A 14,418-nucleotide genomic window follows, 5' to 3' on the forward strand; every position below is an offset into this window, starting at 1 on the left:
CTTTTCATCAGCTAATGCATTGAATTTTTTAAATTCAGGCTTTGATGTTATGACTTCTTTTTGTTGTTTTTTGGGCTTTTTTTTTCCTCTAAGAATTTTGTCACCAAAGATTTGGGAGAGGTATTGTCTTCGGCATTATAGCCAGCTTCTGCAAAGTCATCCTTATGTTTTATGAGTAACCAGGAATTCCCTTCCGTGTTTTTCATTTTTACCAAAGCAAATTCACCTTTCAGCTTTTTACCGTGTAAAATAAATTTCAAAGATCCTGAATGAAGTTCTTTCAACAATTCTTTTTCGTCAGAAAGCTTGCTGTCTTTCTCTAAAGGTTCATAAGTTCCACTATCCCAGACTTCGACTTGTCCGGCTCCATAATTTCCTTCGGGTATATTTCCTTCGAAATCTTTATAGTCATAAGGATGGTCTTCAACCATCATAGCCAGACGTTTATCCTTTGGATCTAATGAAGGACCTTTAGGAACTGCCCAGCTTTTTAGAACCCCTTCCATCTCTAAACGAAAATCATAGTGAAGATGTGAGGCCGCATGTCTTTGGATGACAAAAATAAGCTGATCCTTACTCTTTTTTGTTTTGCCTTTAGGCTCACTTGTTTCGTTAAATTTCCTTTTTTCGTTATAATCTTTAAGAGCCATCAGGATGCGTTTTTAGATTTTGAACTTTGTAAACTGGCTTTTAATTGAGCCATCAAATCAATTACTTTTCCTTCTTTTGCAGGTTCAGCTTTCTGAGCCTTAACACTCTTACCTTTAGCTTTCTGTTTAATGATCTTCATGAGTGATTCAGAGTAAGTATCCTTATACATCGTAGGATCAAACTTCTGGGAAAGCTGCTCAATAAGGCTTACTGCCATTTTTAATTCTGCAGGTTTAGGAGCTTTTTTAGCCGGGATTTTTAAATCATGGTAATCTCTTATTTCCTGATCAAAGCGTAATCGGTTGAGAATAAGAACCTCTTCTTTGTATGGCCTGATCATCCCTATTGCTTCACTTTCGCGCAATACAAATGTTCCTACACCTACCATTTCGGTTTCTGTTAAAGCTTTCATGAGAAGCCTGTAAGCATTTTCCCCATTTTTCTGGGGCTCAAGAAAATATGGATTTTCAAAATAAACACTATCTACTTCAGATTCTTTTACAAACTGGTCGATCGATAATATTTTGCTTTTTTCAGGACTTGCCGCTGCATAATCCTCATCGTCGAGAACAATATACCGGTCTTCCATCAGGTAAGCCTTCACAATATTTTCCCACTTTACTTCTTTCCCTGTTTTTTCATTAACTCTTTTGAATTTAATATTAGAAAAGTCAGATTTATCCAGCATGTCAAGATCCAGTTTGCTGGTTTCTGTTGCTGAATATATTTTAACAGGGATATTTACTAAGCCAAAGCCAATGGCGCCATTCCAGATTGCTTTCATTGTACTATGTTTGTTTAGATAACGTACAATGATTGTGCCGTATGAAAAATATTTACGTAATGTGGTACTTTATTATGATTTTATAAAATGTAAAAAGAAAAATGTGTTTTTGTTTTATTCTCAATTGACAATTGAGAATAAAAAGTATTTGTATATCTTTAAAATACTAATGAATAAAGAATGAAAGAGCTATTCAGTTACATAAGGAAATTCGCGGAACTAAGTGAAGAAGAGGAAGACCTGATTGCTGTTGGAGTACAGGAACTAACTATCCAAAAAGGAGAGGTATTTGTAGAGGCGGGCAGGATAAGCCAGATGATTGCTTTTGTAAAAGAAGGTGTATTTCGTTCATTGTATTATAATAAACAAGGAGACGATTGTACACGATATTTTATTTATGAAGGCCGGTTTATCGGAGATTTTCAGGGTTTTGTTAATCAGACCCCTTCTAACGAGTATATAGAAGCAATTACGGATGGAACTTTATGGGCCATAGATTTTAATCATTTTAAAGCCATAGAAAGCAGAATATCTGTTTGGCCGGTTCTGATCGCTAAGTTGCATGCTTTTGTAGCAGAGAATAAGCTAAAGGTTGCCAGCACGATGCTGAGCCTGGATGCGAAATCCAGGTATCTTCATTTTCTGGATCATTATCCAGGATTGGCAAACCGTGTTCCTCAGGCAATGTTGGCATCTTATCTCGGAATTACACCCTCCTCATTCAGCCGGATCAGAAAAAATATAATATAGATTTCCCTTTCTTGTCAAATGACAATTGCCCCCTCGTATTCATGCTATAGTTTTGCTCTGTAAAAAGAGATAAATTATAAAATATGGATATCGTATTAGGATTACAGTGGGGAGATGAAGGGAAAGGTAAATTCATTGACCTGATCAGTCGGAATTATGACATTGTCGCACGTTTCAACGGAGGAGCAAATGCAGGACATAGTATTGAACGAAATGGAAAAAGAATAACATTGAAAACTCTTCCTTCGGGAATATTTATAGAAGGAGTAGACAATGTAATCGGAGCAGGGATCGTATTGGATCCTGTTAATTTCAAGCAGGAAGTTTTGAAACTAAATGCTTTTGATATGAATATTCAGGTTGAAAAACGCCTGGCTGTATCTAGGAAGGCACATCTTGTGTTACCCACACATACATTAAGGGACGTATTTATGGAAGAGAATTCATCCTATAATACAATTGGTACAACTAAAAATGGTATAGGACAGGCCTATGCGAACAAAATTCTGCGGCAGAATCTAAGAGTGGGTGATATTGATAGATCCGACTTTAATGAAACAGTAAATCATATTGTAGAAAGAAACTATCAGCAGCTGTTAGATTATGGTCAGATACTTCCTCCGATAACAGATCTGAAAGATACATTTTTCGATGCTATAGAGTTTCTGAAAAAATTTCGATGGATAGAAGCTGAAGTGTTTTTAAATGAATCGATCAAGAGTGGAAGAAAAATTCTTGCAGAAGGTGCACAGGCAACATTACTCGATATAGATCACGGAACCTATCCTTACGTTACATCATCTACAACGATTGCTTCAGGAGCGTGCAGCGGTTTGGGAGTCTCGCCTAAAAAGGTAGGCGAAATCTATGGGGTTACAAAAGCATATTGTACCAGGGTAGGAAATGGTGCCTTTCCTACGGAGCTTTTTGGCGAAACAGGTGAGAAGATAAGGCAAACAGGTAATGAGTTTGGTTCTAATACAGGACGGCCCCGAAGAGTAGGGTGGCTGGATCTGCCTGCTTTAAAATATGCTGTAATGATTAATGGAGTGACTCAATTGATCATTACCAAAGCTGATGTCTTGAATGGCTTTGAGTCTGTGGCTATATGTACTCACTATAAAGTCAAAGATCAGACTGTAGTGTCAGGTTTAATGACTGATGATGAAGCACGTCCGGTTTTCCGTCGGATGAAAGGATGGAAAACTGAATTTTCAGAATGTAAAGATCCTTCCTCTTTACCCGAGGAATTATTGGAGTTTATTCAATTTCTTGAAAATGAGCTTGAAATTCCTGTGAGTTATCTTTCTACAGGACCTGGCAGGGAAGATATGATAAAGGTGACTTCAAAACTGATATCTCAGATAGTATAAAATAAAAAAGCGAGGTAAAAACCTCGCTTTAATTTATGCTTTTAAATTTAATTGTAATTCCAGTTCATCCAGCTGTGCATCAGCAATTGATGCCGGTGCGTCAATCATCACATCACGTCCCGAGTTATTTTTAGGAAAGGCAATATAATCTCTGATCACTTCATTTCCGTCAAGAATGGCCACCAAACGGTCAAACCCGAAAGCTAAACCACCATGAGGAGGAGCTCCATATTTAAATGCGTTCATCAAGAACCCAAATTGCGCTTCCGCCTCTTCTTTTGAAAAACCTAATAAATCAAACATCTTAGATTGAAGTTCCCTGTCGAAAATTCTGATTGATCCTCCTCCGATTTCATTTCCATTAAGAACCATATCATAAGCATTTGCTCTGGCTTTTCCGGGATCAGTTTCCAGCAGGTGAATATCTTCCGGCTTAGGAGAAGTGAAAGGATGGTGCATCGCGTGGTATCTCTGAGTTTCCTCGTCAAATTCCAATAGTGGGAAATCGACTACCCAAAGAGGAGCAAATACATCTCCTTTTCTTAATCCCAAACGGTTTCCCAGTTCCATTCTCAATGCGGAAAGCTGAGCTCTTACTTTATTTTCATTTCCTGAAAGAATAAGCATCAAATCTCCTTCTTTCGCCCCGAATTTTTCAATGATCTTTGTTAAGTCTTCTTCGTTGTAAAACTTGTTAACAGATGATGTTTTTACGCCATCATTCTGGAATTTTGCCCACACCATCCCTGAGGCTCCGATTTGAGGACGTTTTACCCAGTCCACCAATTCGTCGATCTGTTTTCTGGTATAGTCTGCACAGCCTTCAACATTAATTCCAACTACCAATTCCGCATCATCAAATATTTTAAAATCTTTTCCTTTTACCAGTTCATTAAGCTCCACGAATTCCATTCCGAAACGGATATCCGGTTTGTCATTCCCATATTTTTGCATCGCTTCTGCAAAAGTCATTCTCGGAAAAGCTCCGAATTCCTGCCCGGTAATATCTTTGAGCAATGTTTTGGTCATTCCCTCAAATACATTCATCACATCCTCCTGTTCAACGAAGGCCATTTCGCAGTCGATCTGTGTAAATTCCGGCTGTCTGTCTGCTCTCAGGTCTTCGTCACGGAAACATTTTACAATCTGGAAATATTTATCCATTCCACCTACCATCAGAAGTTGTTTGAATGTCTGTGGAGATTGAGGTAGTGCGTAAAACTGCCCTGGGTTCATTCTGCTTGGCACCACGAAGTCTCTCGCTCCCTCCGGGGTAGACTTAATTAAAACAGGTGTTTCTACTTCAATGAATCCTTCTTCGGAAAGGTAATTTCTCACTTTCTGAGCCATTTTATGACGGAAGATTAATTTATCTTTTACCGGATTTCTTCTGATATCAAGATAACGGTATTTCATTCTTAATTCTTCACCTCCGTCTGTTTCATCTTCAATTGTAAAGGGTGGAAGTTGAGAGTCATTAAGAACGCTTAGTTTTTCAACTAAAATTTCAATTTCTCCGGTTGGAATATTAGGATTTTTGCTTACTCTCTCAATTACTTTTCCGGTAACCTGAATCACAAATTCACGTCCCAGTTTTTTAGCTTCTTCCATTAATTGAGCTGAAGAGCGATCCTGGTCTAAAACCAATTGTGTAATTCCGTAACGATCCCGAAGATCTATCCAAATCATAAATCCTTTATCACGGATAGTTTGTACCCATCCTGAAAGTGTAACTTCTTCATTAAGATTTTTTAGAGATAATTCTCCGTTTGTGTGCGATCGAAACATTAGTTTTAGATGTTAGATATTATACTTTATATACCAGACTCATTAAGGTCTGAATTTTAAAGTGCAAAGATAAGATTTTTGAAAGTCTTATAAATAAAAAAAACTTCCCAAAGGAAGTTTTTGAATATATTTTTTAAGAAAATTATTTTAGAATTTCTGTAAGAGCCGCCTGTTTATATTTTACTGAAATGTCTTTGGCTGTTTCTCCGTTTTCATTCTTCAGATTTTTTGAAGCACCTTTTTTTAATAATATTTTAGCCAGGTCAGGTCTTCCAAATTTAGCTGCGGCCATAAGCGGACTTAGATTGCTGCAGATTTTATTGACGTCTACATTATTTGTAAGTAAATAATTAAAAATATTTTTTTTGTCGAATCTTACACTGTACGCCAAAAGATTGTAGCTGATATTTTTTTCTCCCAGACATTTATCGTAGTCTTCTTTTGGAAAAGCTTTTTTAAATGTTTCAATATTATCTGTTTGAAAAGCTATTCTCTGTTCACTTGAAATTTGCTGAGCGAATAATGAACCAGCAAAAATAGAAATTGCGAAAACCAATGTAGTAGAGATTATTTTTTTCATGAAAATTTTATTTTAAGAATACACAAAGTTAATTTATTTTTTTGATACAATTTACTATGATTATGATTTCAATTTTTGAAATTAAATAAAATATATGCTATTTGTTAATAATGACAAAATGTAATTCTGCTTTTTTTAACCGGTTGTTTGTGAGAATTTAGTCTTTTGTATACTGGTTTTATAAAAATTTTAACGGCAATATTTTGTGCTTTTTTACAAGTTTTCTTACATTAGACGTAACCAACAAATAATTTATTATGGGAAAAGGAGACAAAAAATCAAGAAGAGGTAAAATTAATAATGGCAGCTATGGAAAAAGAAGACCAAGAAAAGCCTCTAAATCATTAGAAACTTCGGAGGAAAAATCAAAGAAGTAACAGAATAAAAAAGACCGGAAATAAATCCCCGGTCTTTTTTTTATACAAATTAAATTATTTTCCGAATATACTTCCCAGGATACCACCTAGTCCGCCTTGTTGTTGCTTTTGGCCTCCTCCAAGAACGCTTCCTAAAATATCATTTAATGGATTTCCTGACGATTGAGCCTGCCCGCCACCGCCAAGAACACTACCAAGAATGTCATTTAACGGACTTGATTGCTGAGCCTGTGCCTGATTAGAGGCATTTCCAAGAATTCCACCCAATAGATCTCCCAATCCACCTGCTCCAACATTGTTCTGTTGTTTTTCTTTGCCAATATAGCCCATAATAACCGGAGCAAGCATTGCCAAAACAGGACCTATTTTATCAATGGAAATTCCCGTATTTTGTGATAACTGATTTTCAACATTTTGTTTGTCGTTACCGAAAATGTGGCTAAGGATTGAGCCTCCTTCTGCCTGTCTTGCTTCAACTTGTGAAGCATCATCCAGGATACTTCCGTTATGGTCTTTATCCAGAGCATTGTTTAATGCTTCAGCTTCTTTAGAATCCTGAGATTTATTTCTTAAGTACGAAATAATTAGGGGTGCTGCTACAGCTAACAAAGCAATAATCTGGTTTTTGCTGATTCCAAATTTGTTTTCTGCCTGTACCGCAACCTGGTTGCTTGTGTTTCCTGTTAGCAAATCGATTAAACTCATGTTGTGTTTATTTAAATTGTTAATAAACCAAAGTTATCAAAAAATATTCCCTAATAATTTTTTTAATCTAAAATTACTGTTAAAGTTTTTTATTTTTTCTAAGCAGCTGGTATCGAGTTTAGTTTTTTAAAATAGGGACATTGGAACATGCTTCGCCAAACATCAGAGATTTTACGATCGGCTTCAATTGTTCTACCAATTCTACATACGCATTCTCAGGAATTTCCTTATCCGAACATCCTTTCACCAATACCCTTTTATCTCTTAAATCATCAAAGTCATAAGTCTGTATTGCATTGTGCATTAAAATAACTTCAAGATCTTCACGGTTACCAAAGACTATTTTCTTTGCAACATCAGTAAGTTTGGCTGTAAGGACAAAATAAGCCCACAATGGAACAATAGCATCTGCCGAATTGTAAATGTATATGTAAGCATCACTATATTCATCAGTATTGATAGCGGCCACCTGTGCACGAAATTCTTTTTCTTTCAAAATCATTTCCTGAAAAAGAAAATCTTTCAGGTCGATTCCTTTTCTTGTGCCTTTTGGAAGAAGCGTGGCAAGATCAAAATTTACAAGACCGCTTTCGTTTACTTTATTTCTGATTTCAAATTCTTCTGACATTTTTTATCATTATCTTTGAACAAATTTACAAATTAAGATCCAACAAAGTTTTAATTTGTTCTCTATCCTTATTATAGAAATGAAATATTATATCATTGCCGGAGAAGCCTCAGGAGATTTACACGGGAGTAATTTAATGAAGTCTTTAAAAAAGAAAGATCCGGATGCTGAATTCAGATTCTGGGGAGGTGATCTGATGGCTAAGCAGGGAGGAACCCTTGTAAAACATTACCGTGATCTTGCTTTTATGGGATTTCTGGAAGTTGCTATGAATCTCAGGACGATATTAAATAATATTAAATTCTGTAAAGAGGACATTAAAAATAATCAACCTGATATTTTAATCTTAATTGATTATCCGGGATTTAATCTAAGAATAGCCAAATTTGCCAAAGAACTTGGAATAAAAGTAGTGTATTATATTTCACCACAGCTTTGGGCATGGAAAGAAGGCAGGGTAGAGATCATAAAAAAATATGTGGACGAAATGATGGTCATTCTTCCGTTCGAAGAAGACTTTTATAAAAAACATGGAGTTCATTCCCATTTTGTAGGGCATCCTCTGTTAGATGCTATATCCAGCTTACAGGAAATCGATATTGATGCTTTTAAGAAGGAAAACGGCTTAAATGACAAAGAAATTATTGCCTTATTACCAGGTTCGCGAAAGCAGGAAGTTGAAAAAATGCTGGAAATGATGCTTTCTGTGAGATCATCTTTTAAAGAGTATCAGTTTGTGATTGCCGGAGCTCCAAGTTTACCAAAAGATTTTTATGAATCTTATGTAGATGATAATGTGCATTTTGTTTCAAATAAAACCTATGATTTACTTAGATGTTCAAAAGCCGCTTTGGTAACGTCGGGTACAGCAACACTGGAAACTGCTTTACTGAATGTTCCTGAAGTAGTTTGTTACCGGGGAAGTAAGATTTCTTATGCTATTGCTAAAAGATTGGTTAAAAATATAAAATATATTTCTTTAGTAAACTTGATTATGGATCGGGAGGTTGTAAAGGAGCTGATCCAAAATGATCTGAACACCGGAAATTTAATCGAGGAATTAAAAAAGATACTGGATGGAAATAAAAGATCACAAGTATTGAATGATTATGTTCTTTTAAAAGAAAAGCTCGGTGGAAGCGGGGCAAGTGATCATGCTGCAGATGTGATTTTGAAAGTTTGAAATATTCAATAATAAATAACATAAATCGTAGAATTTTTTTCTGCGATTTTTATTTTTTAAAACGAATTTAATAGTCTTTTAAAGATTCTGAAATTTTGATGTGCTAATTTTTGTCTCAATAAATATTTTTGAGTAACACAAATTTTCGAATTGAATAAGCAGCCACTTTTTATTCTTGTTATATGTTTTATTCTTGGAATCTTTTTTCAGGACTATGTATCACTTGATAAGAGATTTATTGTAATTGTAACAATTCTATGTTCAGTTCTTTTGCTCGCTTTGTTTCTCCGGTCCTATCTTTCCCATAGGGTCAGACCAATTTTTTTAGCGTTGATGTTCTTTTTTCTTGGCATTATTTTACATTCATTGAATACGTTTCCTTTGAATTCTGATGTAATGAAATCAAGGGAACTTGTAACATTTAAAATAGTCAGAAAGCTAAACTCAACTGAAAAATACAAGAAATATGAGGTTATTGCTCAGGCAGAAGGAAAAAACATCAAGTCAATTTTATTTATTCCTAAGAATGTTCATCAGCTTAACTTTGATTACTATTATAAAGGCTGGGTTTTTATTCAGGAATTGAAACCTCCTGTATATGATTTTCAATTTAATTATTCCGGTTACCTTAATCGCAAAAATATAAGGTACCAGATGTACCTATCGGGAGAACTGTTATCCGTTGCCAGAAACGATATGAGTTTAAAGGAATCTATTCGGCAGAGAAGGCTTGAAGTTTTGCAAAAAATTGACGGAATAAATATCTCTCCTAAAAACAGGGAGTTTTTAAAGGGAATTATCCTTGCTGATCGAACGGAAATGGATTCAGCGGTAATACAGGATTTCAGCAAATCAGGATTGGTGCATTTTCTTGCCATTTCGGGAACGCATATAATGGTGGTTTTTGGTCTGTTTTATTTTATTTTCAGAATGATCCTTCCTTTGAAATTCAGGAAATATACAGTAATACTGAGTTTAATATTTATATGGATGTTTGCTTTGTTTATTGGATTTGGAAATTCTGTTCTGCGGGCATGTATTATGCTTACTGTTTATTTTATCTATGTTTTACTCCAGAGAAAACCAGATGTACTGCATTCTGTAGCTTTGTCCGCTTTTATCATTTTATTTATGGATTCCCAACAGTTATTTACCATTGGATTTCAATTAAGCTTTATAGCTGTCATAGGAATATTCTGGTTGAATCAGCCATTGTTAAAATGCTTTCCAAAGCAGGATAGCTATTTTAAAAAATTGCTTTTCAATACGATATCTGTTTCTGTTTCTGCTCAGCTTGCAACAATTCCTTTAGTTTTATACTACTTTCATCAGTTTTCATTTATTTCCATTGTTGCTAATTTCATCGTAATTCCCTTTTCAGAGCTTATTATTATATGCTCTTTTGTTATTGCAGCTTTAGCTGCATTTAATATAGATTTTAATTTGATCAACCAAGGATATGATATCATGATTAACGGATTGCTTACAAGTATCCGTTGGTTTGCTGATTTCGATACTCTTTTTTTTGAAAATATTCCGATGAATCTTGTTGAAGTCTTTATTTTATCTGTGTCTGTCTATTGGTTGAGGTTTGTTATACTGAAATTCAATTTTGAAAACAGGATGATACTGATTTGTTTTATTCTTTTGTTTTTTATTGCAAGAGCTATCTTTACGATTGTAGATAATCAAAAGGATGAGGTTTTAATACACGATTCAGGAAAAAATAAAGTGCTTTCAATTAAATATGGCAATAAAGCCTTGTTTTGGATATCAGACTCCACTGACAGGGAGAAAATTATTAAATATATGGTTAATCCTTATTGTACTTCACGAAGAATAAAAAGTGCTGAATTAAAAAGTCTGGACGTAACCAGGAAAAAGATTATTTACAAGGGTAAGATTTATGAGATAAATTGATGCTTGTCATTCTCTGATTTTCGCTTATTTATTAAGCTTTTACAATCTTATTTAGAAAGATTACAAACTGGCTAATAGTGAGATTTCTCACTTTTCAGTATTGTTAACATTTCCTAATTTTGTAGAAATTCAAATTTAAACTTAATATGGCAGGTTTAACGAGTTCTACAATAGGTAGAAAATATGCTATGGCATTATCAGCTATGTTTTTGCTGATTTTTCTTATACTGCATTTAACAACAAATTTATTATCTGTTATAAATCGAGATGCATTCAATACAGCGTCCGATTTTATGGGGTATAATCCTTTTGTTCAATTCTTAATGCAACCTATTCTTGGTTTCGCAGTACTTTTCCATTTTATTATGGGATTTGTTTTGGAAGTTAAGAATAATAAAGCGCGTCCGATTAAATATGATTCCAACAATGCTTCTGCGAATTCTACATGGATGTCCAGAAACATGATCATTTCCGGAGCTGTTATATTAGCTTTTTTAGCGCTTCACTTTTATGATTTCTGGATTCACGAAATCAATTATAAGTACGTAGAAGTGCTTGCACCTGATGCAGAGCGTTTCTGGCCGGAATTGCATGAAAAGTTTGCAGATATCTGGAGAGTAGCTTTATATGTAATCTCATTTGTTTTATTGGGACTACACCTTGCTCACGGATTCCAATCTTCTTTTCAGTCAATTGGAGCAAGACATCCAAAATATACTCCGGTAATTAAAGCGATAGGAACATGGTATTCAATCCTTATTCCTTTTGGATTTATTTTCATCGCGATTTATCATTTTATAACTCAATAATATCACTATACTAGTATGAGTAAATTAGATTCAAAAATTCCAGCAGGTCCTCTTAAGGATAAATGGAAGCATCATAAAGACCATATGAACCTTGTTGCACCAAACAACAGAGATAAGATTGATATTATTGTTGTAGGTACTGGTTTGGCCGGAGGTTCTGCAGCTGCTACTTTAGCAGAGCAGGGATATAATGTAAAGGCATTCTGCTACCAGGATTCTCCAAGAAGAGCACACTCTATTGCAGCGCAGGGAGGTATTAACGCAGCAAAGAATTACCAGGGTGATGGTGACTCTACCTATAGATTATTCTATGACACTATCAAAGGTGGTGACTACAGAGCTAGAGAGGCTAATGTATACAGATTGGCTGAAGTATCTGCCAATATTATTGACCAGTGTGTTTCTCAAGGAGTACCTTTTGGGAGAGATTACGGTGGCCAGTTAGACAACCGTTCATTTGGTGGTGTTCAGGTAAAAAGAACATTTTATGCAAAAGGGCAAACAGGACAACAGTTATTGTTAGGTGCTTATTCTGCAATGAGCCGTCAGATCGGTAAAGGTAGAATCAAAATGTACAACCGTCATGAGATGCTGGACCTTGTTATTGTAGACGGAAAAGCCAGAGGTATTATTGCCAGAAACCTTGTTACCGGAGAAATTGAAAGACATTCTGCTCACGCAGTGGTTATTGCATCTGGAGGATACGGAAATGTTTATTTCCTTTCCACTAATGCAATGGGTTCAAACGTTTCCGCAGCATGGAAAATTCATAAGAAAGGAGCGTATTTCGCAAATCCTTGTTATGTACAGATTCACCCGACGTGTATTCCTGTTCATGGAACACAACAGTCTAAATTAACTTTGATGTCCGAATCTTTGAGAAACTCAGGAAGAATCTGGGTTCCTAAAAAGATAGAGGATTCTGTTGCAATCAGAGAAGGTAAATTAAGACCTGAAAATATAAAAGAAGAAGACAGAGATTATTATTTAGAAAGAAGATATCCTGCATTTGGTAACTTAGTACCTAGAGACGTTGCGTCTAGAGCTGCTAAAGAAAGATGTGATGCTGGTTATGGAATCGAAAATAATGATACCAAAGAAGGTGTTTATCTTGATTTCTCTACAGAGATCATGAAGAAAGGTAGAGAAGCAGCAATTGAAAAGCATATTCATAATCCTACAGATCAGCAGCTTTATGATTTAGGAAAAAAATGGGTGGAGGAAAAATATGGTAACCTATTCGTTATGTACGAAAAAATTACCGCAGATGATCCTTATAAGACACCGATGAAAATTTATCCTGCGGTACATTATACAATGGGGGGAATCTGGGTAGATTATAATCTTCAGTCAACAATTCCTGGATGTTTCGTAATTGGTGAGGCTAACTTTTCTGATCACGGAGCAAACAGACTTGGAGCATCAGCATTAATGCAAGGTCTTGCGGACGGATATTTCGTTCTTCCTTATACCATTGCAGATTATCTTTCTGCTGATATCAGAACAGGAGCTATTCCTACGAATACAGGAGCATTTGAAGAAGCTGAAAAAGGAATTAAAGAGAAAATAGATTTCTTCTTAAATAATAAAGGAACCCACTCTGTAGACCATTTCCACAAGCAACTAGGAAACATTATGTGGAACAAAGTAGGAATGGGAAGGACTCCTGAAGGTTTAAGAGAAGCGATAAAAGAAATTGAAGAAGTAAGAAACGATTTCTGGAAAAATGTAAAGGTTCCGGGAGAAGGAGAAGGAATGAATACTGAGCTTGAAAAAGCTTTCAGAGTAGCTGATTTCTTAGAGCTTGGACAGTTAATGGCTATCGATGCATTACATAGAAACGAATCTTGTGGAGGACATTTCCGTGAAGATCACTCAACTCCGGATGGAGAGGCTGAAAGAGATGACGTAAACTACAAATACGTTGGAGCCTGGGAATATCAGGGAGCAGATATCAATAATGAAATTCTGCATAAAGAAGACCTGATATATGAAAACATTGAGGTTAAAACTAGAAGCTACAAATAATCTCCAACCTATAAATATAAAATTATGAGTGCAAAAAAAGGCTTACATCTTACGCTGAAAATTTGGAGACAAAAAAATAATAAAACCAAAGGTCAGTTTGAGACCTATAAAATATCGGATGTATCAACAGATTCTTCATTCTTAGAAATGTTGGATATCCTTAATGAAAATTTAATTAACGAAGGAAAAGAACCGATCGCATTCGATCACGATTGCCGTGAAGGAATCTGCGGAATGTGTTCTCTTTATATCAATGGTAGAGCGCATGGACCTGATACAGGTATCACAACTTGCCAGCTTCACATGAGAATGTTTAAAGACGGTGAAACAATCGTTATTGAGCCATGGAGAAGTGCCGCTTTCCCGGTAATTAAAGACTTAATGGTAGACAGAAGTGCATTTGACAGAGTAATGGCTGCAGGTGGATTCATTTCTGTGAATACTTCAGGAAACACATTGGATGCTAATGCAATCCTTGTTCCTAAGGATGATGCGGACAAAGCAATGGATGCTGCAGCATGTATTGGTTGCGGAGCTTGTGTTGCTACATGTAAAAATGGTTCTGCGATGTTATTTGTTGGAGCTAAAGTTTCTCAGTTTGCCTTACTTCCTCAGGGTAGAGTTGAGGCGAAAAGAAGAGTTCTTAACATGGTGCAGGCTATGGATGAAGAAGGATTTGGTAACTGTTCAAATACAGGTGCTTGTGAAGTAGAATGTCCTAAAGGAATTTCTCTGGAAAACATTGCACGAATGAACAGAGAATATATGGCAGCACTGGTAGATAAAGGATAACACCAGCTAAAGTAAATAGAAAAAATCGTCTCCTTATAGGATGGCGATTT

14 protein-coding genes are annotated in these 14,418 nt (G+C 35.6%); 8 read left to right on the forward strand and 6 right to left on the reverse strand.

Features of this window, described 5'->3' with window-relative positions; translation table 11 throughout:
* Positions 1 to 47: 47 nt before the first annotated feature.
* Entirely contained in the window at positions 48 to 650 is a 603-nt protein-coding gene (locus AC0INN_RS20840) for a DNA polymerase ligase N-terminal domain-containing protein (RefSeq protein WP_273649666.1), read from the reverse strand.
* Positions 650 to 1,435, reverse strand: a complete 786-nt coding sequence (gene ku, locus AC0INN_RS20845; RefSeq protein ID WP_273649665.1) for a non-homologous end joining protein Ku — start codon at positions 1,433 to 1,435, stop codon at positions 650 to 652. Before ku ends, AC0INN_RS20840 begins: the two co-directional genes overlap by 1 nt.
* 180 nt (positions 1,436 to 1,615) lie before the next feature.
* Here ku and AC0INN_RS20850 point away from each other — a divergent pair, with 180 nt between their 5' ends.
* Entirely contained in the window at positions 1,616 to 2,185 is a 570-nt protein-coding gene (locus AC0INN_RS20850; protein WP_273649663.1) for a Crp/Fnr family transcriptional regulator, read from the forward strand.
* Positions 2,186 to 2,268: 83 nt separating this feature from the next.
* Complete coding sequence (locus tag AC0INN_RS20855) at positions 2,269 to 3,558, forward strand: adenylosuccinate synthase (RefSeq protein ID WP_273649661.1); 1,290 nt, start codon at positions 2,269 to 2,271, stop codon at positions 3,556 to 3,558.
* Positions 3,559 to 3,591: 33 nt separating this feature from the next.
* Here AC0INN_RS20855 and aspS read toward each other — a convergent pair whose 3' ends face one another.
* Positions 3,592 to 5,346, reverse strand: coding sequence for an aspartate--tRNA ligase (gene aspS, locus AC0INN_RS20860; RefSeq protein ID WP_273649659.1), 1,755 nt, complete (start codon positions 5,344 to 5,346; stop codon positions 3,592 to 3,594).
* Positions 5,347 to 5,488: 142 nt separating this feature from the next.
* Positions 5,489 to 5,926, reverse strand: a complete 438-nt coding sequence (locus AC0INN_RS20865; protein ID WP_172280763.1) for an ankyrin repeat domain-containing protein — start codon at positions 5,924 to 5,926, stop codon at positions 5,489 to 5,491.
* Between the two features lie 257 nt (positions 5,927 to 6,183).
* Here AC0INN_RS20865 and AC0INN_RS20870 point away from each other — a divergent pair, with 257 nt between their 5' ends.
* The gene (locus tag AC0INN_RS20870; protein ID WP_172280761.1) at positions 6,184 to 6,303 is read left to right on the forward strand and encodes a 30S ribosomal protein THX; all 120 of its coding nucleotides are present in this window, start codon (positions 6,184 to 6,186) and stop codon (positions 6,301 to 6,303) included.
* A gap of 54 nt (positions 6,304 to 6,357) precedes the next feature.
* Here AC0INN_RS20870 and AC0INN_RS20875 read toward each other — a convergent pair whose 3' ends face one another.
* Both AC0INN_RS20875 and AC0INN_RS20880 read right to left on the reverse strand, forming a co-directional pair.
* Complete coding sequence (locus AC0INN_RS20875) at positions 6,358 to 7,008, reverse strand: DUF937 domain-containing protein (protein ID WP_172280759.1); 651 nt, start codon at positions 7,006 to 7,008, stop codon at positions 6,358 to 6,360.
* A 118-nt stretch (positions 7,009 to 7,126) separates the two neighbouring features.
* Complete coding sequence (locus tag AC0INN_RS20880) at positions 7,127 to 7,636, reverse strand: DUF2480 family protein (RefSeq protein ID WP_172280757.1); 510 nt, start codon at positions 7,634 to 7,636, stop codon at positions 7,127 to 7,129.
* Positions 7,637 to 7,715: 79 nt separating this feature from the next.
* On the opposite strand from AC0INN_RS20880, the gene lpxB reads away from it, so the two are divergent.
* The 5 genes from lpxB to AC0INN_RS20905 all read left to right on the forward strand — a co-directional run bounded on the left by lpxB (position 7,716) and on the right by AC0INN_RS20905 (position 14,368).
* Positions 7,716 to 8,819: a lipid-A-disaccharide synthase gene (lpxB, locus tag AC0INN_RS20885; protein WP_306614946.1), complete on the forward strand. Its 1,104-nt coding sequence runs from the start codon at positions 7,716 to 7,718 to the stop codon at positions 8,817 to 8,819.
* A gap of 150 nt (positions 8,820 to 8,969) precedes the next feature.
* On the forward strand, positions 8,970 to 10,739 hold the full coding sequence (locus AC0INN_RS20890) for a ComEC/Rec2 family competence protein (RefSeq protein WP_473046859.1): 1,770 nt from the start codon (positions 8,970 to 8,972) through the stop codon (positions 10,737 to 10,739).
* A 146-nt stretch (positions 10,740 to 10,885) separates the two neighbouring features.
* The gene (locus tag AC0INN_RS20895) at positions 10,886 to 11,548 is read left to right on the forward strand and encodes a succinate dehydrogenase cytochrome b subunit (protein WP_172280751.1); all 663 of its coding nucleotides are present in this window, start codon (positions 10,886 to 10,888) and stop codon (positions 11,546 to 11,548) included.
* Positions 11,549 to 11,563: 15 nt separating this feature from the next.
* On the forward strand, positions 11,564 to 13,576 hold the full coding sequence (locus AC0INN_RS20900; RefSeq protein WP_172280749.1) for a fumarate reductase/succinate dehydrogenase flavoprotein subunit: 2,013 nt from the start codon (positions 11,564 to 11,566) through the stop codon (positions 13,574 to 13,576).
* A gap of 24 nt (positions 13,577 to 13,600) precedes the next feature.
* A complete protein-coding gene (locus AC0INN_RS20905; protein WP_172280747.1) occupies positions 13,601 to 14,368 on the forward strand; it encodes a succinate dehydrogenase/fumarate reductase iron-sulfur subunit in 768 nt (255 codons plus the stop codon).
* Positions 14,369 to 14,418: the final 50 nt, after the last annotated feature.

It is taken from the genome of Chryseobacterium subflavum, from assembly GCF_055762745.1.

Excerpts from the sequence above, each read along its gene's own strand:
- AC0INN_RS20840 (WP_273649666.1), bottom strand. The coding sequence starts at position 650 with ATGGCTCTTAAAGATTATAACGAAAAAAGGAAATTTAACGAAACAAGT.
- AC0INN_RS20855 (WP_273649661.1), top strand. The coding sequence starts at position 2,269 with ATGGATATCGTATTAGGATTACAGTGGGGAGATGAAGGGAAAGGTAAA.
- AC0INN_RS20875 (WP_172280759.1), bottom strand. The coding sequence starts at position 7,008 with ATGAGTTTAATCGATTTGCTAACAGGAAACACAAGCAACCAGGTTGCG.
- ku (WP_273649665.1), bottom strand. The coding sequence starts at position 1,435 with ATGAAAGCAATCTGGAATGGCGCCATTGGCTTTGGCTTAGTAAATATC.
- AC0INN_RS20865 (WP_172280763.1), bottom strand. The coding sequence starts at position 5,926 with ATGAAAAAAATAATCTCTACTACATTGGTTTTCGCAATTTCTATTTTT.
- aspS (WP_273649659.1), bottom strand. The coding sequence starts at position 5,346 with ATGTTTCGATCGCACACAAACGGAGAATTATCTCTAAAAAATCTTAAT.
- AC0INN_RS20880 (WP_172280757.1), bottom strand. The coding sequence starts at position 7,636 with ATGTCAGAAGAATTTGAAATCAGAAATAAAGTAAACGAAAGCGGTCTT.
- lpxB (WP_306614946.1), top strand. The coding sequence starts at position 7,716 with ATGAAATATTATATCATTGCCGGAGAAGCCTCAGGAGATTTACACGGG.
- AC0INN_RS20900 (WP_172280749.1), top strand. The coding sequence starts at position 11,564 with ATGAGTAAATTAGATTCAAAAATTCCAGCAGGTCCTCTTAAGGATAAA.
- AC0INN_RS20905 (WP_172280747.1), top strand. The coding sequence starts at position 13,601 with ATGAGTGCAAAAAAAGGCTTACATCTTACGCTGAAAATTTGGAGACAA.
- AC0INN_RS20895 (WP_172280751.1), top strand. The coding sequence starts at position 10,886 with ATGGCAGGTTTAACGAGTTCTACAATAGGTAGAAAATATGCTATGGCA.
- AC0INN_RS20870 (WP_172280761.1), top strand. The coding sequence starts at position 6,184 with ATGGGAAAAGGAGACAAAAAATCAAGAAGAGGTAAAATTAATAATGGC.
- AC0INN_RS20850 (WP_273649663.1), top strand. The coding sequence starts at position 1,616 with ATGAAAGAGCTATTCAGTTACATAAGGAAATTCGCGGAACTAAGTGAA.